Origin of the sequence: Myxococcus dinghuensis (assembly GCF_024198235.1) — a bacterium.
Lineage (GTDB): Bacteria > Myxococcota > Myxococcia > Myxococcales > Myxococcaceae > Myxococcus > Myxococcus dinghuensis.
Genome location: NZ_JAKCFB010000036.1, coordinates 58,169 through 79,226, shown reverse-complemented (window position 1 = coordinate 79,226; position 21,058 = coordinate 58,169). Strand labels below are relative to the sequence as shown.

The window sequence follows — 21,058 nt, the reverse complement described above, 5'->3', positions numbered from 1 at the left end:
GGACGGACACCTGACGCCGGGACCGCGACGTGATGACGCTACGAGCCAGGGTGCTGTTGATGTCGGCGGTCGCCCGGCGACGCGGCGCCGTCCGGCGCGCGTTCCAGGAGCGGCCCCGTCCCCTGGGAGAAGACGGCGCGGCGGCGTCGCTGGAGGCGACGGTGCGCGAGCGCACCGCGGAGCTGGAGGCGGCCAACGCGAAGCTGTCCCGCAGCCTGGAGCAGCTGCACGCCACGCAGGCCCAGCTGCTGTTCGCCGACCGGCTCATCGCGCTGGGCCGCATCGCGGCGGGCGTGGGGCACGAAATCAACAACCCCCTGGCCTTCATCCTCAGCAACCTGGAGTACATCCACCAGGAGCTCCAGCAGAAGGAGCAGCTTCCGGAGCGCGAGCGCCAGGAGGTGCTGGAGGCCCTGGCGGAGACGCGCGACGGCGCCGAGCGCATCCGCCTCATCGTGCGCGACCTGCAGACGCTGTCGCGCTCGGAGGACGTGGGCAGCGGGCCGTCGGACCTGGGCTCGGTGGTGCGCACCGCGGCGAAGATGGCCATGCACGAGCTGCGGCACCGCGCGCGGCTCGTCGTCGAGTGTGACGGCGTCCCGCTGGTGCAGGGCAACGGCTCCCGCCTGGGCCAGGTGTTCCTCAACCTGCTGCTCAACGCGGCGCAGGCCATCGTCCCCGGACAGGTGGACACCAACGAGGTGCGGGTGGTGGCCCGGGAGAGCTATCCGGGCCGCGTGGCCGTGGACGTCAGCGACACCGGCTGCGGCATCTCCCCGGAGCACCGCGAGCGCATCTTCGACCCGTTCTTCACCACCAAGCCGCTGGGCGTGGGCACCGGCCTGGGGCTCGCGGTGTGCCATGGCATCGTCACGTCGCTGGGCGGCACGCTGACGGTGGAGAGCGCGCCGGGCCGGGGCAGCACCTTCCGCGTCACCCTGCCCGTGGCCGGCGCCTTCGCCCAGCCCCCCCGCCCCCAGGTGGACGCGGTGGTCTGAGCCGGCGCGTCCGCCCCGGCACCGTCTGGCCGTCGTATGGCGTCATCCCCTGCATGGGCGGCGCGTAGAGGTGGAGCGACACCGCGCCGTGGCGCGACGGGTTCACCACGCGGTGGATGGTGTCGGGGCGTTCGAGCATGACGTCGCCCTCCCCCGCCCTGCACGCCAGCGCGGGCAACAGCCGATCTCCCCCCCACGCGAAGCGCGTCTCCTTCAGCTCGCCGCGCACCAGCAACGCCGCGCCGTGCGAGCCGCCGTGGTCGTGGACGAGCGACGCCTGCCCCGGCAGCCAGCACGCCAGGAGCAGCTCGCACGCGTCGGTGCGCACCAGCACCCGCCGCGCGTAGTGCGCGGGTTCGAAGCGCACGAGCGACTCCAGCAGCCGCCAATCGATGCGACTGTCGCGCAGCCGCGTCACCAGCCACTGCAGCGAGGGGATGTCCTCGCGCGACTCCGGGAGCGACCAGCCGAGCAACGCTCGCGACTCCGGCACGGCCGTCTCCTGACTCTCCATGGCGGGCTCATGCATGCGCGTCCTCCTCGGATGTGCGTCGGAGTGTGGACACGGCGTGCGACCGGGGCCAGGGGTTGCGCGCCGAATGTCCGGAGGCGTCGCCTGCACGGAGGGCGACCGCTCCCGGATGCCGCTGGAGAGGAGCGGACATAGGATTGCCCGGTGCGAGCGTGGAGTCCTGGGGATGTGGCCATCATTGGAGGGGGGGCCAGCGGCGTCTTGTTGGCCATCCACCTGTTGCGGCACGCGCGGGCGCCCCTTCGGGTGCTGCTGGTGGAGCGCGGCGAACAGGTGGGGCGTGGGCTCGCCTACTCGACCCGGAGCCCCTGTCACCTGCTGAACGTCCCCGCGGCGCGGATGGGCGCGTTCGCGGACGACCCCGAGCACTTCCTGCGCTGGCTGAGGCGAGAGACCCCGGACACCCGGCCGGGTGACTTCGTCCCGCGCATGCGGTTCGGACGCTACCTCCAGGAGCTGCTGCGCGAGACGTCCCAGGCCTCGCCCTCGGGGGCGCGGCTGGAGGTGCTGACGGCGGACGTGGTGGCGGTGCGCGAGGACGCCCGGGGCGTGCGGCTGACGCTCTCGGATGGCGACGAGCGGCTGGCGAAGGTCGCCGTGCTCGCGCCCGGCAACGCGCAGCCCGCGGACCTGCGCGTCCCGGACGGAGGGCTGTACGCGAGCCCCCGCTATGTCCGCTCGCCCTGGACGGAGGGCGCGCTGGAGGGCATCGGCGCGGACGACGCGGTGCTGCTCATCGGCACGGGGCTCACCATGGTGGACACGGTGCTGTCCTTGAGGGCCCGGGGGCACGAGGGGCCGATGCACGCCCTGTCCCGCCACGGCCTGCTGCCCCACCGGCACCTCGAGGAGCCCTCCTCGGCGGCGGTGCCGGGGACGCGCGACCTGCTGCACGCGCTGCGGGACGCGGGGCTGGACCTGGAGCCGGAGGCGGCGCGGGCCGTGCGGCTGCGTCCGCTGGTGCGCCGGGTGCGCCAGGAGGTGGCACGGGCGGCGCTGCGCGGCGCGGACTGGCGCGGGGTGGTGGACGCGCTGCGGCCGGTGACGGTGCCCCTGTGGCGGCGCCTCCCGCTGGACGAGCGGCGGCGCTTCCTGCGGCACCTGCGCACGCGCTGGGAGGTGCACCGGCACCGCATGGCCCCGGACGTCGCGGACGGGGTGGACCGGCTGCGCGCCGAGGGGCGGCTGCGGGTCCACGCGGGGCGGGTGCGCGGCTTCGAGCTCGCGGACGACGGCGTGGCCGTCACCTTCCGCCCCCGGGGCGAGGGACGCGAGGCCCGGCTGGGCGTCGCCCACGTGGTCAACTGCACCGGCCCGGAGGCCAGCCTGCGCGAGCAGGCCCACCCGCTGCTCGGAGACCTGGTGGACGCGGGGCTGGCGCGCCCGGACGCCCTGGGGCTGGGGCTGGCCACCCAGGGCCCCGGCGCCCTCGTGGACGCGCGGGGACAGCCGAGCCGACGACTCTTCACCCTGGGCCCCACCCGGCGCGGCGAGCTGTGGGAGACGACGGCCATCCCCGAGATTCGCGCCCAGGCCCGGGAGCTGGCGGAGCGGCTGGTGAAGCAGTTGGCCACGCCCCGCCGCAGCGCCGGCTGACGACGGCCGGACGCGGCCCGCCCGGGACTACACTCCGAGTGAATGAACTCCCGGGTGGAGAGGAGTTCCCGGGAGGAGGGGGTTTCGTGCGAGGCTTTGGGCCGCCGGGCTCCCCCTCATGATGCTCCAACGTCCCCTCATCACCGTGGCCGGAGGCATGCTCGTCCTCCTCGTCGCGTGCGCGGGGGGGCTGGGGTACGTGCGCGCGCGGACGGTGGCGTTGTCGGACCGGCTGGTGGGGGAGGTCCAGGCGCTGTCGCGGGCCCGGCATGTGCGGCCCCCGCATGTCCTCTCGCCGATGTCGGGCAGCTTCGCGCACCACGCGGAGCCGCTGATGGACGCGGTGGTGGGGTTGTACCGCGCGAGGCCCCGCGCCCGGGGCGGGGCGGAGTGGCTGACGGAGCAGCCGTGCCAGGACGAGGTGGACGCGGGGCAGCAGGCGACGACGGCGCTGTCCGAGAGCTGCCACGCGGAGCTGGAGCTGGGGCGGGAGGTGCTGGCGCGGGCGTTGCTGGCGACACACGCGGAGGAGGGCGGGCTCCCGGCGTCGATGGGGGTGTTCGCGCCCATGGACCATCCGCACGCGGCCGAGGGCAAGGTGGCGCTGGTGTACCTGGTGCACCTGGCCGCGATGGAGACGCGCCTGCGACTGGAGCAGGGCCAGGCCTCGGAGGCGGTGGACACGTGCCTGGACGGGCTGGCGTTGGCGCGGGAGCTGGAGCAGGGCGGGGGCCTGGAGGGGCACATGCTGGCGGCGACGGGGCAGGGCCTCGTCTACCGTCCGTGTGCCGACGCGCTGGACCGGGCGCCGGTGGAGCGCAAGCGCCTGGCGCTGGTCCAGCTCCGGCGGCTGGCGGAGGGGTTCACGCCCTTCTCGGTGACGCTGCGGCACGAGTCGCTGGTGCTCCAGTTGTTCCACTTCCAGCCCCTGATGACGGACGAGGCGCTGGCGGCGTTGCCGAAGGAGAGCCTGGAGTTGTTCCCGCGCGAGCTGCGGGAGATGGAGGAGCACTCCAGCAGCCCGTTGGAGTTCCGGCGGGCGTGGTGGAAGACGGTGGAGGTGTTCGACGCGCTCGTGGAGGCGGCGGACCTGCCGGCGGCCGCGAGGCAGCGCGCCTTCACGCGCATCGCGGACTGGGACGATGGCTGGCTGGGTCCGGTGGACGGCCCCGAGGTGGGCAACTACGCCGGCTACGCGGAGCGGCTGGACCTGCGGCGGATGCGCCATGACGCGCTCGTCACCCTGACGGAGGTGGACCTCGCGCGCGCGGAGCGAGGTCACTGGCCGGAGATGGCGCCGCGCCAGCAGGACTCCGCCTTCGTGCTGGAGCCCACCAGCTCCATCGAGGCCCGGCTGCGCCCCTGCTCGCGCTCGCTGTCCGAGTACAGCCTGCACGTGACGGCGGACACCGCGCCCGCGCCGCGAGCGCTGGCGCCCTGAGCCTGGAGGGGGCGCGGGCATGTCAGGCCCCGCCACTACCCTCCACGTCATGCGCGTCGTCGACCACCCTCTGGAGCGCCTCTATGCCGACCAGGACTTCGACTGGGTGGTGGACACCGTTCCCGCGGTTCTCGCCTGGGTCCCGGCGGGAGCGAGGAAGCGGCGCCGTCGCCCGCTGCGCTTCACGCTCCACCACCAGCCCGCGTCGGCCCCGGTGTCCGAACGCCTCCTGCTGCGCCTCGATTGGGACCTCGCGCAGCTCGAGGCCAGGGACCGCGCGCTCACGGAGCGGACGGCCCGGATGCGAGCGGGGCGCACCGCCCAGCGAGAGCACGTCACGGAGCTGGCGGCCTACGGGCTCGCGCTCGTGGGAATCTCCCTCCTGCTCCCGGGGCGGCGCGTCGTGAGCATGCGCAAGGGCCTCCCGCCCGACCTCCTCTTCGACGTGACGCCGGGCGCGCTGCGCGGAGTGGAAGTGGCGGGGCGGAGCCGTGGCGGACTCGCGGCGTTGAACGCCCTCCGCCTGGGAAGCGCGGCGGCAGACGACCTGGGGAAGCAAGGCGTCCTGCGGGAGCGCCGGGACATCGTCGAGGCCCATCTGTCGCTCTGGTGTGCCTCGCCCCGCGTTTTCGTCATCGCTAAGGTGAAGCCATGACGTCGGAGCAATACCCGCTCGGAGTGGGAGAGGCAGGCAAGCTGAAGCTCCGCGCCACCGCGCTCCTGGCCGAAGGCGGCGAGGCGCGCGTCTTCGAGGGACTCGCGCTGCTCCACGACGCGGCCCGCGCGGAGGCACGTGCGCTCCAGGTCCTGGAGCATCCCTCCGCCGAGGTGCGGCTGGCCTCCGCCGTCGAGCAGTGCGCCTGCTTCGTGGAGGGACGAGCCCCGACGCTGGCGGCCAGGGCCTGGGGGCAGGTGCTCGACACGGCGCGGGCCCTGCCGGAGAACGCGGTCGGGCCCATGCTCGCCCGGCTCGAGCCGCGCTATCTGCGACTGGTGGCGGACTTCGTGGGCGCGCTGCGCAAGGCCCCTCGCCTGGCTCGCACGTCCGCGAGCGTGGAGTTCCTGCAGGGTCGGGAGCTGCGACGCTACCTCCGCGAACTGGAGACCTTGCGGAGCCGCTTCCCCGGCACGCCCGGGCTCTGGTGGTCGACGTGTCGACTCGAGCAGGCCCAGGGGCGTCCTCGCGCCGCATGGGCCGCCATCCAACGCGCCGTCAGGCTGGATCCGGACAACGTCCACTACGCCGCCGTGCGGCTGCTGCTCATGCCCCGAGCACTCCCCACGAAGCAGGTGGAGGCCCTGCTCGTCGAGACCTACGCCGGAATCCAACGGGCCCCGCCCGAGGTCTGCCTCGTCTTCGCCTTGCACGAGATGGCCCGCGCGCGCAGGGGGACTCCCGCGACGAGGGCGACACGCCTCGAGCGGGCCCTGGAAGCCGTGATTCAGGGGAGGAGCCGTCAGGGCACGCCCCCCGAGGTGAGCCAATCCCTGCATGCCGCGCAGCTCCTCGTGACGGAGCAGCGCAAGGGACACGAGGCCACGCTCGACCTGCTCTACCGGGCCGGACTCGGTGAGGCCGTCGTGTCCTCTCCCGCCGGCAAGCGCGTGGACGCGTTCCGGTTCCTGAGCCAGCACGTGACCCAGGCCCTGACCCGTCACGCGGCCTGAAGCCCCCTGCCCGCCCACTCCGAGGGCGGACAGACAGGCGGGCGGTGGCTGTCCGGGAATCCATCGAGGTCTACCTTCCGAGCGTGCCGCCCGCGCGGCCGAGGGAGGAGACATGGGCTCGTCGAACCCGCCTCCGCGCAGGAGCCGCCCGGGGGCCACGACATGAACGCTCGCCGCTTCGTCGCGGACCTGGACGCCAGCTCAGCCATGCTGCGCGCGCTCGCCCGCTTCCTCCACGGCCGGGACTTCCCCGCGCTGGGCACGCACCCGCGCACCAGCCCCGTCTTCGAGGCGCTGCTGCCCGCCATCAACCGCCTCTCCGTCCCACTGCGCGAGGCCGCCTACCTGCGCAGCGCCGTCGCGGAGGCCGTGCCGCCACGGACCCTGGCCCGCTTCGACGCGGAGGCCCACGCGCGCTGGGTCGTCGGCCGCTATCCGCGTGGGCGCTACCCCGCCGCCGTCGTCGGTGCGTCCAATGGCGCGCTCATCCACCTGTGCGCCGCGCTGGGCATCCCATGGCTGCCCCAGACGCTGCGCCTCTCCCTCCGCCACGCGGGCAGCGTCCCCATCGACGAGCCGCTCGCCGACCTCACCTTCGCCACCGAGCCGGCGCGAACCCTGCTCGAGGACCAGCCCGACCTCCAGCTCCACCACCTGCACGACGCCGACCAGGACCGGCTGCCCCTGCGCGGTGTCTCCCGCCTCCACCTCAAGCGCCGCGTCCTCGGTGACACCTACCGCCAGTTCCTCGAGGAGAGCCTGGAGCCCGGCGCCACCCTCTTCGTCTCCGAATGCACCCTGCGCTGGCCCACGCTGCGGCTGGGCCCCCACCACGTCTTCCAACACGGCTCGCTCGGAGGCGCGACACCCCACGAGCTGCTCCACGGCGGCCCCCGCGTGCGCGACTTCCTGCAACGCCAGGGGTCCGACTTCCCACGCTGGCCCTCCCCGCCCTTCGACGGCGACAGCCCGGAGGCGGAGTGGGGCTTCGAGCCCGCGCTGCTCGAGGACCTGGCGCGCCTGGCCCGCGAGCGCCGCTGGCGGCTGCGGCGCATCGTCTATCCGGAGCCGGAGGCCCTCAGCCCCCTCGTCGCGGACCTCCATCGACACTGGTTCCGCGCCCGGCACATCCCCGTGCGCCGCCTGCTCGTGGAGTCCTTCATCCTGATGGAGCCGTGGTGGGCGCTGCGCACCGGCGCCGTCCCCTTCTGGCTCGCGTGCAACCAGGAGTCCTCGGCGCGCGCGCTCGAGCAGTACCTGGACGTCTCCGAACCCTGGGACGAGCAGTACCTGATGCTCTACTCCCACGGCGTGGAGTCCATCAACCTGGCCTCCATGGAGCGCTGGCGCGGCCTGCTCGCGCGGGCCGTGGAGCACGCGGCGCTGCTGGGCGTGGACCCCGTGGCCTACCCACGCGACTTCGCCACCCTCGTGCGCTACCACCCGGCGCTCAAGCGCGAGCTGCCCGCGCGCCACTCCGCCCGGGCCCGCCTGTCGCTCGACGCGTTCGACGCCTTCCTGCGCGAACACGGCGAGCGCTACGCGGTGGGCTGGGAGGAGCTGGACACGCGCCCCGTCCACCGCGCCAGCCAGGTCTCCACCTGGCTGCACTGACCGCCCGCTACGCGGCCGACACCGCCACCTCGCCCAGGCTCTCGACGTGCAGCCGCACCTGGTCTCCCGGCCGCAGCATGTGCGCGACCGTGGCCGCGCCCGCCAGGACGATGCTGCCCGCCGGCAGCACCTGCCCCCGCTGCGCGAGCAGCTCGCACAGCTGCACCAGCGACAGCACCGGGTCCCCGGAGATGGCGTCCGAGCGCGCCGAGTGCGCCGGCTCGCCATTCACCGACATCGTCATCTGCAGCCGCGTCAGGTCGAACGCGCGCGGCGGGTGCTCCGCCGTGCCCAGCACGTACAGCGCCGACGACGCGTTGTCCGCCACCACGTCCGGCAGGGAGAAGTACTTGAAGTCGCGGTAGCGCGAATCGAGGATCTCCATCGCGGCGAACACGGACTCGCACGCGTCCAGCGCCTCGTCCCGCGTCACCTTCCCGCTCAGCTCGCGCTTCATCCGGAAGGCAATCTCCGGTTCGATCTTCGGGTGGATGCCCTCGCCCACGCGCACCACGCCGTCCGCCGCCACCCGCATCCGGTCCGTGAGCACGCCGTACACCGGCGAGTCCAGGTTCATCTGCTTGCGCTTGGCCTCGGACGTGAGCCCCATCTTCAGCCCCACCACCTGCTCGCCCCGCCGCACCCGCAGCCGGATCCCCGCCTCCTGGATGGCATACGCCTCCGACAGCGAGAGTCCCGCATGCGCGTTCGTCAGCGGCGGCACCTCGCGCCGCTCCAACCGCGCCGAATCCAGCTCGAGGGCCAGCGCCTGGGCGTCCACCGTCTGCGTCATCCCGTCCTCCTCGAAGACCCCACCGGACACGGGCGGGGGGCGCGCAGCAGAGCACGCCTGGACGCCCCTGGGCGAGCCTCTCGCCATCCTCTCCCGCATGGGTCGCGGAAAACCTGTCAGTCCGGGGCTGGCGCGGAGGGCCCGCGGTGCTGCATAAAGCCAGACACGGCCCCCGGCCGGGGTGGCTTCACCGGAAGCAAGGACCACACTCCATGCGTCACAACTGGCTCATCACGGCAGCAGCGCTTCTCGCGGCACCCGCGGCATTCGCCCAGGGCGATGCCGGGAAACACACGCACGACGGCTTCTATCTGCGCGGGCAGTTCGGGCTCGGCTACACCCGCGCCGAGGCGGCCGACGTCGACCTGGCCATCAAGGGCGTCTCCGGCTCGCTCGACCTGGAGCTGGGCTATGCGGTGTTCAACAACTTCATCATCTACGGGAAGCTCTTCGGCTCGTCGGTGACGAACCCCGACCTCGAGATTGGTGACGAGACCATCGAGGGCGGCAACGCCGACACGAGCAGCAACTACCTCGGCGCCGGCGCGGGCATCACCTACTACTTCATGCCCGCCAACTTCTACATCACCGGCGCGGTGGTGGTGAACAAGCTGAGCATCACCGAGGACGGCGACAACATCGCCGAGACGGACTCGGGCGTGGGCCTGAACCTGGGCCTGGGCAAGGAGTGGTGGGTGAGCGACAACTGGGGCATCGGCATCGGCGCCGAGGTCGCGCTGGGCCGCATCCGCAGCAAGTCGAACAACGGCGACGACTGGAACGTCGCGCACTTCGCCCTGCTGTTCACCGCCACGTACAACTGACGCGGCGCGCGGGAACGGGCCCAGCCGCGCGCCTCGCGGGTGGGCCGCCGTGCCCGGGGACTCAGCCCTTCTGGTTGAGCCCCGCGGCGACGTAGCGCACGGCGGCGCGCGGGCTGAAGCGCACCATGAAGGTCGCCAGCGCGTTGAGCAGGCCGTGGATGGCGAGCACCTCGCCGCGCATCATCACCCGGTAGGCGTGGTCCACCACCTCCGGGGCGCGCGCCACGCCCGAGCGCTGGAACAGGCGGCTCTTGTCGTTGCCGGCCCGCGCGGCGAACTCGGTGTGCGTCGCGCCGGGGCAGTGGCACGACACCGACACGCCCGTGCCCTTCAGCTCGTGCGACACCGCCTCCGACAGCGACACCACGAAGGCCTTGGTCGCGTAGTACGTGGCCATGTACGGGCCGGGCTGGAAGCCCGCGGTGGAGGCGATGTTGAGGACGCGCCCGAAGCCGCGCGTGCGCATGTCGCGCGCGAACAGGTGCGTGAGCTTCAGGAGCGCGGTGCAGTTGACCTCCACCATCTCCGCCTCGCGCGCCAGGTCCTGGTCCAGGAAGGGCCCGCTGGAGCCGAAGCCCGCGTTGTTGACGAGGAAGTCCACCGCGAGCCCGCGCTCCTTCACCTGCGCGAAGACCTGCTCGGGTGCCTCCGGCCGCGACAGGTCCGCGGGCAGCACGTGGGCCTTCACCCCGTGCTCCTGCTCCAGCTTCGCGGCGAGCGCCTCCAGGCGCGACGCGCCGCGCGCGACGAGGATGACGTCCACCTGCTCCCGGGCGAAGCGATGCGCGAACTGCTCCCCGAGTCCCGCCGACGCACCGGTGATGAGGGCCACTTTCCGCGACATGATGATTCCTCCCTCCCGCCTTTATATCCGAGACGCGCCTCCGCCCCGAAGGCCCCCGCGAACCCCTCCCCCGCGGCCCACCCGGGTCACTGGAGCGACAGCAGCTCCCGCTCCTCGTCATAGGCGAAGAGGTCCCCGAACCGCCCCCAGCGCACCAGGGTGTCGAACGTCCGCTCGTAGTCCTCGAACGGCAGGCGCAGGATGACGAGCTCCAGCACCTGCTCGCGCCGCAGCTCGTGCCGGGGCTGCTGCTCCAGCACGGCGCGGAGCTGTCGGAACAGCCCCAGCTGGAGCAGCTGCTCCCGCCACAGGGCCTTGCGCCCCGCCACGTCCGAGGCCAGGAAGCGGGCGCCCGTGCCGGACAGCGCCACCGCCCGCTTCGGCGTGTCCACCAGCTCCAGCATCTCCGCGGCCTTCACCACGCCAATGGCCTTGCCGAAGTCGCGCCCCGTGTCCGTGGCCATGCGGAACACGTCCTCGCAGCCCCCGCGCGCGTCGAGGTACTCCAGCAGCCCCACGATTTCGCTCGTGCTCACCGTCGGCAGCGGCTCCATCTCCGGCCCCGCGAGGGCGGTGGGGCTGGCGACGTCCGGCAGCTCGTGCCCGGTGATGATGTCGTGGAGCCGGTCCACCATGCGCAGCAGCTCCGGCGAGCGGTAGTCCCGGGGCCTGGGCAGCGTGTTCTCCACCACCGTGCGCACCACGCCCGGGTGCGCGCCCAGCACCACGATGCGGTCCGCCATGTAGACGACCTCCTTGATGTCGTGGCTCACCATCAGGATGGAGGAGGACTGGCTGCGCCGGGAGGCCCACAGGTCGAGCACCTCCGCCCGCAGGCTCTCCGCGGTGAGCGCGTCCACCTGACTGAACGGCTCGTCCATGAAGAGCATCTCCGGGTGCAGGGAGAAGGCCCGCGCCATGCCCACCCGCTGCTTCATCCCGCCCGACAGCTCGCGGGGGTAGGCCTCCTCGAAGCCGTCCAGCCCCACGGTGCGGATGGCCTGGGCCGCGCGCGTCGCCACCTCCGCGCGGGGCAGCCCCGCCGCCTGGAGCACCACCTGGATGTTCTGCGCGACGGTCATCCACGGGTAGAGCGCGAACGACTGGAAGACGATGGCCACGCCCGGGTTGAGGCCCGTCAGCGGGCGCCCGTGGTACAGCACCTCGCCCGTGGTGGGGCGGATGAGGCCCGCCAGGATGCGCAGGAGGGTGGACTTGCCGCACCCCGACGGGCCCAGCAGGCAGACGACCTCGGCGGGGCGCACCTGCAGGTCGATGCCCTGGAGCACCGGCAGCGGCGCGCCATTGGGCTGGGTGAAGGACTGGGACACCCCTCGCAGCTCGCACAGCGGCGCTTCCATCCAGGCCTCCACGCTCAGCGACTCAGGGAGAAGCGCGTCTCGGCCAGGCCGTGCAGCCGCTTCCAGACCAGGCGGTTGAAGGTGACCACCACCGTGGACATCACCACCACGCTGACCGCGAGCAGCGGGAAGTCGGCGCGGGCCGCGGCCTCGCTGATCTGCGCCCCCAGGCCCGGCGCGGAGAGCACCCGGCCCCGGAAGGTGACCAGCTCGGAGACGATGCTCGCGTTCCACGCGCCCCCCGCGGCGGTGATCCACCCCGTCACGAGGTACGGGAAGATGGAGGGCAGGTAGAGCGAGCGCATGCGCGCCCAGCCCTCGATGCGGTAGCCGCGCGCCATCTCCCGCAGGTCCGCGGGAATCGCCGTGGCGCCCGCCACCACGTTGAAGAGGATGTACCACTGCGTCCCCAGCAGCATCAGCAGCACGCTGCCCCAGCCCAGCCCCACGCCCGCGAACGAGAGCCCGGCCACGACGACCGGGAAGAGCATGGGCGCCGGGAAGGACGCCACCACCTGCACCACCGGCTGGAGCAGCCGCGAGGCGCGCGGCGACAGGCCGATGGCCAGCCCCGCCGGCACCGTCCACAGGGTGCCGAGCACCGTGGCCAGCAGCACCCGCCCCAGCGTCACCAGCGCGAGCCCCAGCGTGGTCCCCCACTGCGCCAGGGTGACACCACGCATGACGAGCACCAGCCGCCACGTCCCCACCAGCAACCCGAGCAGCAGCAGTCCGAAGAGGAGCAGGGAGGGCCAGCGCGTCCGCCGCCCCCCACCCGGTGACGTCGGCTGGACGTGCGGCGGGTGCCGCCGCGGAGGGGCATGCGCCCGCGACCGCCCCACCGCCGCGCCGAGCAATGCCAAGAGCCGCGAGCGGCGCAGCAGGTCCAGGAACCAGGAGCGCATCGCCTCCGCCTGTCCGCCCTCCTCCACGCGGAACTTCTGCGCCCAGACGACGACCGGACGCCAGAGCACCTGGTCCAGGAAGACGATCATCGTGGCCATCGCGAACACGGCCCACACCATCGCGGGCACGTCTCCCCGCGCCACGGCCACGCTCATGTACGAGCCCAGTCCAGGCAACCGGAAGTCCCGGTCCCCGAGCACGAAGGCCTCGTTGATCATCAGGAAGAACCAGCCGCCGGCCATGCTCATCATGCTGTTCCACACCAGGCCGATGGTGGCGAACGGCAGCTCCACCCACTTCAGGCGCTCCCAGCGGCCGAAGCGATACACCGTGGCCGCCTCCCGCTGGTCAGCCGGGACGGTGCGCAGCGAGTGGTAGTAGCTGAACGTCATGTTCCACGCCTGCCCGGTGAAGATCATCAGCACCGCGGCCAGCTCCAGCCCCACGTTGCTCCCGGGGAACGCCGCCACCAGCGCGAGCACGAGCCCGGGCATGAAGCCCAGCACGGGGATGCTCTGGAGGATGTCGAGCAGCGGCAACAGCACGCGCTCGGCCAGCGCGTCCTTCGCGGCCCAGTAGCCATAGACGAGCGTGAAGCCCAGCGAGAAGACATACGCGATGAGCCCGCGGGACATCGACAGGAACGCGTAGGCCGGCAGCGCGCGGGGCGACAGGTCGATGTCCACCGTCGGCCGCAGCGCGCCCGTCCACTCGTGCGCCGCGCGCAGCCCGCCGAACAGCGCGCCCGCCAGCCCCGCCACCACCAGCATGTCCACCACGCCGAAGCGGCGCTCCTCCTCCAGCGAGGCATTGGACTCGCCCCAGAAGACGCGGGGGCGCCTCATCCAGGAACCTCGGAGCCGCGCCTCGCAGCGGCGACGCGCTCCCCTCCCCCACGCCACGAGGACGCTCGACCTCGCCCCACGCACGACGACGTCCTCGGGGCGCTCGCGCCTGCCCCGGAGGCACGAGCCGCGTCCACCGCCCGACACGCGTGGGCCTCGCGGGCCCCGTCCACGGCGTCCTCGACGCGGCGTGCGACCCGACAGGTGGACGGCGCGTCCACCATGAGACCTCCATTCGTTGGCGACGCGGGAGCGGCTCCCGGCGCCAACGTAGCCACGCCCGGAGAACGGCGGCACGTCGCGCCGACAGGGACGCCCCTGGGACGGGGACACACCGTCCGCCCCACGACGAAGGCCGCGCCTGCGGTCGACACCGCGACGCCGCGTCGGCCCCCCGTGGAGCAGGAGACCCACACCACCGCCGGAGGCCCCTCGCCACCGGGAGCCCCTCGACGCCCCGAAGGCGCCCGCCGTCCAGGCAGGCACCCCGCCCGGACGGGGCGTGGCCCGACGCGTCGCTCCACCACACGGAGCGTGGCCGGCGTCCTGCGTCATCGGGGCGGAAAGCGGACCGCCGCTCGGGCGCGGGGCACACCGCCGTGACGAGCCGGTGTCCTGGGGCACGTCGTCCGGCCGAGCGCGGACCACTGGACGTCGTGCGTCCGTGACGCTGGTGACGACACGAGCGGTTTCGTACATTGCGCCGCGTTCGACCCGGGCTCCGCGCGGCCCCGTTGCTCCCGGCGTCCGGGAGAGCGGGCGCTCGTGGCCTCCCCGGTCGACGGGCATGCACGGAGGGTCCGGCCATGGAGAAGGTGCTCAACTACATCGGCGGTGAGCTGCGCCCCGCGCGCGGCGGCCAGTGGCTCGACAAGCCGGAGCCCGCGACGGCGCGCACGTACGCGCAGGTGCCCGACTCGGACGCGTCCGACGTCCAGGACGCGGTGGAGGCCGCGAAGCGCGCCTTCCCGGCCTGGTCCGCGACCCCGGCGGCGGAGCGTTCGCGGATGGTGCGCAGGCTCGCGGAGGCCATCCGTCAGCGGCTGGACGCCTTCGCGCGAGCGGAGTCCATCGACAGCGGCAAGCCCCTGTCCGTGGCCTCCACCGTGGACATCCCGCGCTCCATCCTCAACTTCGAGTTCTTCGCGGACGCGGTGACGCAGTTCTCCAGCGAGGCGCACGCCACGGACGGCACCGCGCTCAACTACACCCTGCGCTCGCCGCTGGGCGTGGTGGGCTGCATCTCCCCGTGGAACCTGCCGCTGTACCTCCTGACGTGGAAGCTCGCGCCGGCGCTCGCCATCGGCAACTGCGTGGTGGCCAAGCCGTCCGAGGTGACGCCCATGACCGCGTACCTGCTGTCCCAGGTGGCGCGCGAGGTGGGCCTCCCGCCGGGCGTGCTCAACGTCGTCCACGGCCTGGGCCCCAAGGTGGGCGCGGCCATGAGCGAGCACCCGGACATCGCCGCCATCTCCTTCACCGGCAGCACCCGCGTGGGCGCGGAGATCGCCCGCGTGACGGCGCCCCTGTTCAAGAAGGTGTCGCTGGAGATGGGCGGGAAGAACCCCAACGTCATCTTCGAGGACTGCGACTTCGAGGAGGCGGTGGCCACCACGGTGCGCTCGTCGTTCTCCAACCAGGGGCAGATCTGCCTGTGCGGCCCGCGCATCTTCGTGCAGCGCCCGCTCTACGCGCGCTTCAAGGAGGCGCTGGTGGCGCGCACGCGGGCCCTGAAGGTGGGGGACCCGCTGGAGGCCGGCACGGACCAGGGCGCGCTGGTGTCGCGGCAGCACTTCGACAAGGTGATGGGCTACATCGAGCTGGCGAAGCAGGAGGGCGGGCGCGTGCTCACCGGAGGCCAGCGCGCCAGCCTGTCCGGTCGCTGCGCGGAGGGCTGGTTCGTGGAGCCCACGCTCATCGAGGGCCTGGGCGCGGAGTGCCGCACCAACCAGGAGGAGATCTTCGGCCCGGTGGCCACGCTCATCCCCTTCGACGGCGAGGACGAGGTGCTCGCCTGGGCCAACTCCACGAAGTACGGCCTGGCGGCGAGCGTGTGGACGAAGGACGTCACGCGCGCGCACCGCCTCGCCTCGCGGCTGCACAGCGGCATCGTCTGGGTGAACTGCTGGATGCTGCGCGACCTGCGCACGCCGTTCGGCGGGGTGAAGGACTCGGGCGTGGGGCGCGAGGGAGGCTGGGAGGCGCTGCGCTTCTTCACCGAGCCGAAGAACGTCTGCATCAAGCTGTGAGCCGTTTGGAGACGCACGTGAGCAACGGTCAGCGAGTCGATTCCCAGAAGGCCCCGGAGCCCGTGGGGCTGTACCCTCACGCCCGCCGCGTGGGCAACCTCCTCTTCCTGTCCGGCGTGGGCCCGCGCGAGCGCGGCACGAAGAAGATTCCCGGCGTGGAGCTGGACGCGGAGGGCAACATCGTCTCGTACGACATCGAGACGCAGTGCCACTCGGTGTTCCGCAACGTCCGCTACATCCTGGAGGACGCCGGCTCGTCCTGGGACCGGCTGGTGGACGTCACCGTGTACCTGACGGACATGAAGAAGGACTTCCCCATCTACAACCGGCTGTGGGCGGAGTACTTCAAGGACGACCCACCCTGCCGCACGACGCTCGAGATCAACCGGCTGCCCACGCCCATCGCCATCGAGCTGAAGTGCATCGCCACCATCGGAGATGAATGAATGGGACGCCTGACCCCCATCAACTTCAAGAAGTGGATCGACGAGCACCGCCACCTGCTCAAGCCGCCCGTCGGCAACCAGCAGGTGTGGGCGGACCGTGAGTTCATGGTCACCGTGGTGGGTGGCCCCAACTCGCGCACGGACTTCCACATCAACGAGGGCGAGGAGTTCTTCTACCAGCTCGAGGGCACGATGAACCTGCGCGTGCTCGACGACGGCAAGCCCACGGACATCCCCATCCACGAAGGGGAGATCTTCCTGCTGCCGCCCAGGGTGCCGCACTCGCCGCAGCGGCCCGCGGGCACGGTGGGGCTGGTGCTGGAGCGCCGCCGCCTGCCGCACGAGCTGGACGGCTTCATGTGGCTGTGCCCCGACTGCGGCGAGAGGCTCTACGAGGAGTTCGTCCACGTCACGAACCTCGTCACGCAGCTACCGCCCATCTTCGAGAACTTCTACGGCAACCCGGACCACTGCACCTGCAAGAAGTGCGGGACGAAGGTCACCAAGGGAGGGCCTTCACGTTGAAGGTCGACATCCACACGCACGTGCTGCCCGCGAAGATTCCGAGGTTCGCGGAGCGCTACGGCTACGGGGGCTTCATCACCCTGGACCACCACGCGCCGTGCCGCGCGCGCATGGTGCGCGACGACGGCAAGTTCTTCCGCGAGGTGGAGAGCAACTGCTGGGACCCGACCCAGCGCCTGGTGGAGTGCGACGCGGCGGGCGTCCACGTCCAGGTGCTGTCCACCGTGCCGGTGATGTTCAGCTACTGGACGAAGCCGGAGCACGGCGCGGACATGGCGCGCTTCCTCAACGACCACGTGGCCACCGTGGCGAAGGAGAACCCCAGGCGCTTCGTGGGCCTGGGCACCGTCCCGCTCCAGTCCCCGGAGCTGGCGGTGCGCGAGCTGGAGCGGTGCGTGAAGGAGCTGGGGCTGGCGGGGGTGCAGATCGGCAGCCACGTCAACGACTGGAACCTGTCCGACCCGGCGCTGTTCCCCTTCTTCCAGGCGGCCCACGAGCTGGGCGCGTCCATCTTCGTCCACCCGTGGGACATGATGGGCGAGGCGAAGATGCAGAAGTACTGGCTGCCGTGGCTCGTCGGCATGCCCGCGGAGATGTCGCTGGCCATCTGCTCGCTCATCTTCGGCGGCGTGCTGGAGCGGCTGCCCGCGCTGCGCTTCGCCTTCGCGCACGGCGGCGGCGCGTTCCCCGGGACGCTGGGCCGCATCCAGCACGGCTTCGAGGCCCGGCCGGACCTGGTGGCCGTGGACAACAAGGTCTCCCCGCGCGACTACCTGGGGAGCTTCTGGGTGGACTCGCTGGTGCACGACGCGGACACCCTGCGCTTCATCATCCAGCTCTTCGGCCACGACAAGGTGGCGCTGGGCAGTGACTACCCGTTCCCGCTGGGCGAGGACCGCCCGGGGACGCTCATCGAATCGCTGACGGAGCTGTCGCAGGCCGCGCGCGAGCGGCTGCTCTGCCAGAACGCCCTGGAGTGGCTGGGGCGCACGTACGAGGACTTCGCACCATGACCACGCCGTACACCTACGAGGACACCGAGGACTTCGCGCGCCGCGCCGACGCGGAGGACCCGCTGCGCTCCTTCCGGGAGTCGTTCCTCTTCCCCCCCACGGCGGAGGGCTCGCCGGTGGTGTACCTGGCGGGCAACTCGCTGGGACTCCAGCCCCGCAACGCCGCGCAGTACGTGCGGGAGGAGCTGGAGGACTGGGCGCGCTTCGGCGTGGAGGGACACCACCACGGGCGCCACCCGTGGCTGCACTACCACGAGCTCGTCACGGAGCAGGCCGCGCGGCTGGTGGGCGCGAAGCCCGTCGAGGTGGTGGTGATGAACACCCTCACGGTGAACCTGCACCTGATGATGGTGTCGTTCTACCGACCCACGCGCGAGCGGTTCAAGATCCTCGTCGAGGGTGGCGCCTTCCCGTCGGACCAGTACGCGGTGGCGTCGCAGGCGCGCTTCCACGGGTACGACCCGCGCGAGGCCATCCTGGAGCTGAAGCCCCGCGAGGGCGAGGAGACGCTGCGCTCCGAGGACATCCTCGCCACGCTGGACCAGCACGGGCACGAGGTGGCGCTCGTGCTCCTGGGCAGCGTGAACTACCTCACCGGCCAGGCGTTCGACCTGGCGGGCATCACGCGGGCGGCGCACGCGAAGGGCTGCGTCGTGGGCTTCGACCTGGCACACGGCGCGGGCAACCTGCGGCTGCGGCTGCACGACGACGGGCCGGACTTCGCGGTGTGGTGCTCGTACAAGTACCTCAACGGGGGCCCGGGCAGCCTGGGCGGCGTGTTCGTGCACGAGCGGCACGCGCGGGCGAAGGACCTCCCCCGCTTCGAGGGCTGGTGGGGCCACGACAAGAAGACGCGCTTCCAGATGGGCCCGCGCTTCGACGGCATGGAGGGCGCGGAGGGGTGGCAGTTGTCCAACCCGCCCATCCTCCAGCTCGCCGCGCTGCGCGCGTCGTTCGAGCTGTTCGACCGGGCCGGCATCGACGCGCTGCGCGCCAAGAGCGAGCGGCTCACCGGCTACCTGGAGTTCCTCCTGGACCGGCTGCCCCCGGGCTTCGTGCGCATCACCACGCCCCGGGACCCGAAGCAGCGCGGCGCCCAGCTCTCGCTGCGCTTCCAGGGAGACCCGCAGGCGACGCTGAAGCGGCTGTCGGACGCGGGCATCATCTGCGACTTCCGTCAGCCGGACATCATCCGCGCCGCGCCGGCGCCGCTGTACAACTCCTTCACGGACGTCCACCGCTTCGTGCGGACGCTCGCGGGGCAGGCCCATGGCTGAGACCGAGGACACCGTCACCGTGGTGGGCGCGGGCCTCGTGGGCTCGCTGCTCGCCGTGTACCTGGCGAAGCGGGGCCACGACGTGGAGGTGCTCGAGCGCCGTCCGGACATGCGCCGCGAGGTGGTGGACGCCGGGCGCTCCATCAACCTGGCCATCTCCACGCGCGGCCTGCACGCGCTGCGGCAGGTGGGCCTGGAGGACGAGGCGCTGCGGCACGCCATCCCCATGCGCGGGCGCATGATCCACCCGCCCCAGGGCGCGCTCGTCTTCCAGCCGTACGGCAAGGACGACTCGCAGCACATCAACTCGCTGTCGCGCGCGTGGCTGAACCAGTTCCTCATGACGGCGGCGGAGGCCACCGGCAAGGTGCGCTTCCGCTTCAAGCAGCGGGTGACCCACGCCGACTTCGACACCGGCGTGCTCACGGTGCGCGACGACGCCACCGGCCAGGAGCGCCGCGAGCAGACGCGCGTGCTCTTGGGCACGGACGGCTCGGCCTCCGCGGTGCGGCAGGGGCTGGAGCAGGTGCCCGGCTTCGCGGCCACACAGGAGCAGTTGGGGCACGGCTACAAGGAGCTGACGATTCCACCGGGGCCGGGCGGCGCGTTCCAGATGGAGAAGCACGCGCTGCACATCTGGCCCCGGGGCACGTTCATGCTCATCGCCCTGCCCAACGAGGACGGCAGCTTCACCTGCACGTTGTTCCTCCCGTGGAAGGGGCCGGTGAGCTTCGAGTCGCTCGACACCCCCGCGCGCCTGGAGGCGTTCTTCGCGGAGCGGTTCCCGGACGCGAAGGCGCTCATCCCGGACCTGACGGAGGCGTTCTTCTCGCGGCCCACGGGCAGCATGGTGACGGTGAAGTGCGCGCCGTGGAACGTGGGCGACCGGGCGCTGGTGCTGGGCGACGCGGCGCACGCCATCGTCCCCTTCTTCGGCCAGGGGATGAACTGCGGCTTCGAGGACTGCGTGGTGCTCGACGGCCTGCTGGCGCGGCGCCCCTCGTGGGACGGCGTGTTCGAGGAGATGACGCGGCTGCGCAAGACGAACGCGGACGCCATCGCGGACATGGCGGTGGAGAACTTCATCGAGATGCGCGACAGCACCGGCAGCCCGCGCTTCCTCCTGGAGAAGGCCGTGGAGAAGGTGTTGCTCAACGCCTTCCCGGGTGAGTTCGTCAGCCGCTACTCACTGGTGAGCTTCAGCCGCGTGCCGTACCGGCTGGCGTACGAGGTGGGCGCCATCGCCGGAGGCATCGTCTGCGAGCTGGCCGACGGGCTGTCGCGGGCCGAGGACGTGGACCTGGAGCGGGCGGGGCGGCTCATCCGGAGCCGACTGGTGCCATTCATGAAGGAGCACGCGGATGGATTTCGGGCTGAAGGGTAGGCGCGCGCTGGTGATGGGGGCGTCCGCGGGGCTGGGCTACGCCACCGCGCAGGCGCTGGTGAAGGAGGGGGCCACGGTGGCCATCTGCTCGCGCGGCGGCGACAAGCTGGAGCACGCGGCGAAGACGCTGGGCGCGGCGCTCGCGGTGGCGAGCGACCTGACGCAGCCGGGCGCGGCGCGGGCGCTGGTGGAGCAGGTCTCCGCGAAGCTGGGCGGCGTGGACGTGCTCGTGGTCAACACGGGCGGCCCGCCGGCCGGGGGCTTCGAGGCGCTGACGGCGGAGCAGTGGCAGTCGGGCTTCCAGACGCTGTGGATGACGGCGGTGGACGGCATCCAGTCCGTGCTGCCGGGCATGAAGGAGCGCGGCTGGGGTCGCATCGTCCTCATCACGTCGTTGGCCGCGCGCGAGGCCATGCCCAACCTCACCATCTCCAACGGCCTGCGCGCGGGCCTCCTGGGGCTGGTGAAGACGGTGAGCAACGAGGTGGCGCAGCACGGCGTCACGCTCAACGCGGTGCTGCCGGGCTTCCACGCCACGGAGCGGATGACGCAGCTGGGCCTCACCGACGAGAAGGTGGCGCCGCAGATTCCCGCGCGCCGCCTGGGTCGCCCGGAGGAGCTCGCCGCGCTCGTGGCGTTCCTCGCCTCCGAGCAGGCGTCGTACGTCACCGGCCAATCCATCGTCGTCGACGGCGGCGCGCAGCGCGGGTTCTGAGCCGGCGCGTCCCCTTGGAGCGCCAGG

General features: G+C 72.3%; 19 protein-coding genes. 14 read left to right on the top strand and 5 right to left on the bottom strand.

Features of this window, described 5'->3' with window-relative positions:
- The first annotated feature begins 32 nt into the window (after positions 1 to 32).
- Positions 33 to 998 (top strand): sensor histidine kinase, encoded by a 966-nt coding sequence (locus tag LZ198_RS33200; protein ID WP_253976155.1) that lies wholly within the window; start codon positions 33 to 35, stop codon positions 996 to 998.
- Here the strand turns inward: LZ198_RS33200 and LZ198_RS33195 are convergent.
- On the bottom strand, positions 934 to 1,527 hold the full coding sequence (locus LZ198_RS33195) for a cysteine dioxygenase (RefSeq protein ID WP_253976148.1): 594 nt from the start codon (positions 1,525 to 1,527) through the stop codon (positions 934 to 936). The two genes, LZ198_RS33200 and LZ198_RS33195, sit on opposite strands and share 65 nt — an antisense overlap.
- A 171-nt stretch (positions 1,528 to 1,698) precedes the next feature.
- On the opposite strand from LZ198_RS33195, the gene LZ198_RS33190 reads away from it, so the two are divergent.
- From LZ198_RS33190 to LZ198_RS33170, 5 genes are all read left to right on the top strand, one after another.
- Positions 1,699 to 3,126, top strand: a complete 1,428-nt coding sequence (locus tag LZ198_RS33190) for an FAD/NAD(P)-binding protein (protein ID WP_253976147.1) — start codon at positions 1,699 to 1,701, stop codon at positions 3,124 to 3,126.
- Between the two features lie 118 nt (positions 3,127 to 3,244).
- The gene (locus tag LZ198_RS33185) at positions 3,245 to 4,567 is read left to right on the top strand and encodes a hypothetical protein (protein WP_253976146.1); all 1,323 of its coding nucleotides are present in this window, start codon (positions 3,245 to 3,247) and stop codon (positions 4,565 to 4,567) included.
- Positions 4,568 to 4,586: 19 nt separating this feature from the next.
- Entirely contained in the window at positions 4,587 to 5,222 is a 636-nt protein-coding gene (locus tag LZ198_RS33180; protein WP_253976145.1) for a hypothetical protein, read from the top strand.
- A complete protein-coding gene (locus tag LZ198_RS33175) occupies positions 5,219 to 6,235 on the top strand; it encodes a hypothetical protein (RefSeq protein WP_253976144.1) in 1,017 nt (338 codons plus the stop codon). The genes LZ198_RS33180 and LZ198_RS33175 overlap by 4 nt, the downstream gene beginning before the upstream one ends.
- A 162-nt stretch (positions 6,236 to 6,397) precedes the next feature.
- The gene (locus LZ198_RS33170) at positions 6,398 to 7,849 is read left to right on the top strand and encodes a hypothetical protein (protein WP_253976143.1); all 1,452 of its coding nucleotides are present in this window, start codon (positions 6,398 to 6,400) and stop codon (positions 7,847 to 7,849) included.
- Positions 7,850 to 7,856: 7 nt separating this feature from the next.
- Here LZ198_RS33170 and LZ198_RS33165 read toward each other — a convergent pair whose 3' ends face one another.
- On the bottom strand, positions 7,857 to 8,642 hold the full coding sequence (locus LZ198_RS33165) for a 2-keto-4-pentenoate hydratase (protein WP_253976142.1): 786 nt from the start codon (positions 8,640 to 8,642) through the stop codon (positions 7,857 to 7,859).
- Positions 8,643 to 8,854: 212 nt separating this feature from the next.
- On the opposite strand from LZ198_RS33165, the gene LZ198_RS33160 reads away from it, so the two are divergent.
- The gene (locus LZ198_RS33160; protein WP_253976141.1) at positions 8,855 to 9,466 is read left to right on the top strand and encodes an outer membrane beta-barrel protein; all 612 of its coding nucleotides are present in this window, start codon (positions 8,855 to 8,857) and stop codon (positions 9,464 to 9,466) included.
- Positions 9,467 to 9,527: 61 nt separating this feature from the next.
- Here the strand turns inward: LZ198_RS33160 and LZ198_RS33155 are convergent, their stop codons facing one another.
- The 3 genes from LZ198_RS33155 to LZ198_RS33145 form a co-directional block, all read right to left on the bottom strand.
- Complete coding sequence (locus LZ198_RS33155) at positions 9,528 to 10,310, bottom strand: SDR family NAD(P)-dependent oxidoreductase (RefSeq protein ID WP_253976140.1); 783 nt, start codon at positions 10,308 to 10,310, stop codon at positions 9,528 to 9,530.
- Positions 10,311 to 10,396: 86 nt separating this feature from the next.
- Complete coding sequence (locus LZ198_RS33150) at positions 10,397 to 11,671, bottom strand: ABC transporter ATP-binding protein (RefSeq protein WP_253976139.1); 1,275 nt, start codon at positions 11,669 to 11,671, stop codon at positions 10,397 to 10,399.
- Positions 11,672 to 11,685: 14 nt separating this feature from the next.
- Positions 11,686 to 13,422: an ABC transporter permease gene (locus LZ198_RS33145; RefSeq protein WP_253976138.1), complete on the bottom strand. Its 1,737-nt coding sequence runs from the start codon at positions 13,420 to 13,422 to the stop codon at positions 11,686 to 11,688.
- An 806-nt stretch (positions 13,423 to 14,228) separates the two neighbouring features.
- Here LZ198_RS33145 and LZ198_RS33140 point away from each other — a divergent pair.
- Genes LZ198_RS33140 through LZ198_RS33110 form a run of 7 tightly spaced genes read left to right on the top strand, consistent with a single transcriptional unit; the run spans position 14,229 to position 21,031 of the window.
- Positions 14,229 to 15,671 (top strand): aldehyde dehydrogenase, encoded by a 1,443-nt coding sequence (locus tag LZ198_RS33140; protein WP_253976137.1) that lies wholly within the window; start codon positions 14,229 to 14,231, stop codon positions 15,669 to 15,671.
- Between the two features lie 17 nt (positions 15,672 to 15,688).
- A complete protein-coding gene (locus LZ198_RS33135; protein WP_253976136.1) occupies positions 15,689 to 16,117 on the top strand; it encodes a RidA family protein in 429 nt (142 codons plus the stop codon).
- A complete protein-coding gene (gene nbaC, locus LZ198_RS33130) occupies positions 16,118 to 16,642 on the top strand; it encodes a 3-hydroxyanthranilate 3,4-dioxygenase (RefSeq protein ID WP_253976135.1) in 525 nt (174 codons plus the stop codon).
- Positions 16,639 to 17,655 carry an amidohydrolase family protein gene (locus LZ198_RS33125; RefSeq protein WP_253976134.1) on the top strand — a complete coding sequence of 339 codons (1,017 nt, stop codon included), beginning with the start codon at positions 16,639 to 16,641 and terminating at the stop codon, positions 17,653 to 17,655. Before nbaC ends, LZ198_RS33125 begins: the two co-directional genes overlap by 4 nt.
- Positions 17,652 to 18,932: a kynureninase gene (gene kynU, locus LZ198_RS33120; protein WP_253976133.1), complete on the top strand. Its 1,281-nt coding sequence runs from the start codon at positions 17,652 to 17,654 to the stop codon at positions 18,930 to 18,932. Before LZ198_RS33125 ends, kynU begins: the two co-directional genes overlap by 4 nt.
- Positions 18,925 to 20,316, top strand: a complete 1,392-nt coding sequence (locus tag LZ198_RS33115; protein ID WP_253976132.1) for an FAD-dependent oxidoreductase — start codon at positions 18,925 to 18,927, stop codon at positions 20,314 to 20,316. The genes kynU and LZ198_RS33115 overlap by 8 nt, the downstream gene beginning before the upstream one ends.
- Positions 20,294 to 21,031, top strand: a complete 738-nt coding sequence (locus tag LZ198_RS33110; RefSeq protein WP_253976131.1) for an SDR family oxidoreductase — start codon at positions 20,294 to 20,296, stop codon at positions 21,029 to 21,031. The genes LZ198_RS33115 and LZ198_RS33110 overlap by 23 nt, the downstream gene beginning before the upstream one ends.
- The last annotated feature ends 27 nt before the right edge of the window (positions 21,032 to 21,058 follow it).

Coding starts and splice junctions, on each gene's coding strand:
- LZ198_RS33195 (WP_253976148.1), bottom strand. CDS start 1,527: ATGCATGAGCCCGCCATGGAGAGTCAGGAGACGGCCGTGCCGGAGTCG.
- LZ198_RS33155 (WP_253976140.1), bottom strand. CDS start 10,310: ATGTCGCGGAAAGTGGCCCTCATCACCGGTGCGTCGGCGGGACTCGGG.
- LZ198_RS33145 (WP_253976138.1), bottom strand. CDS start 13,422: ATGAGGCGCCCCCGCGTCTTCTGGGGCGAGTCCAATGCCTCGCTGGAG.
- LZ198_RS33140 (WP_253976137.1), top strand. CDS start 14,229: ATGGAGAAGGTGCTCAACTACATCGGCGGTGAGCTGCGCCCCGCGCGC.
- LZ198_RS33160 (WP_253976141.1), top strand. CDS start 8,855: ATGCGTCACAACTGGCTCATCACGGCAGCAGCGCTTCTCGCGGCACCC.
- LZ198_RS33170 (WP_253976143.1), top strand. CDS start 6,398: ATGAACGCTCGCCGCTTCGTCGCGGACCTGGACGCCAGCTCAGCCATG.
- kynU (WP_253976133.1), top strand. CDS start 17,652: ATGACCACGCCGTACACCTACGAGGACACCGAGGACTTCGCGCGCCGC.
- LZ198_RS33175 (WP_253976144.1), top strand. CDS start 5,219: ATGACGTCGGAGCAATACCCGCTCGGAGTGGGAGAGGCAGGCAAGCTG.
- LZ198_RS33115 (WP_253976132.1), top strand. CDS start 18,925: ATGGCTGAGACCGAGGACACCGTCACCGTGGTGGGCGCGGGCCTCGTG.
- nbaC (WP_253976135.1), top strand. CDS start 16,118: ATGGGACGCCTGACCCCCATCAACTTCAAGAAGTGGATCGACGAGCAC.
- LZ198_RS33165 (WP_253976142.1), bottom strand. CDS start 8,642: ATGACGCAGACGGTGGACGCCCAGGCGCTGGCCCTCGAGCTGGATTCG.
- LZ198_RS33180 (WP_253976145.1), top strand. CDS start 4,587: ATGTCAGGCCCCGCCACTACCCTCCACGTCATGCGCGTCGTCGACCAC.
- LZ198_RS33150 (WP_253976139.1), bottom strand. CDS start 11,671: ATGGAAGCGCCGCTGTGCGAGCTGCGAGGGGTGTCCCAGTCCTTCACC.
- LZ198_RS33110 (WP_253976131.1), top strand. CDS start 20,294: ATGGATTTCGGGCTGAAGGGTAGGCGCGCGCTGGTGATGGGGGCGTCC.
- LZ198_RS33200 (WP_253976155.1), top strand. CDS start 33: ATGACGCTACGAGCCAGGGTGCTGTTGATGTCGGCGGTCGCCCGGCGA.
- LZ198_RS33185 (WP_253976146.1), top strand. CDS start 3,245: ATGATGCTCCAACGTCCCCTCATCACCGTGGCCGGAGGCATGCTCGTC.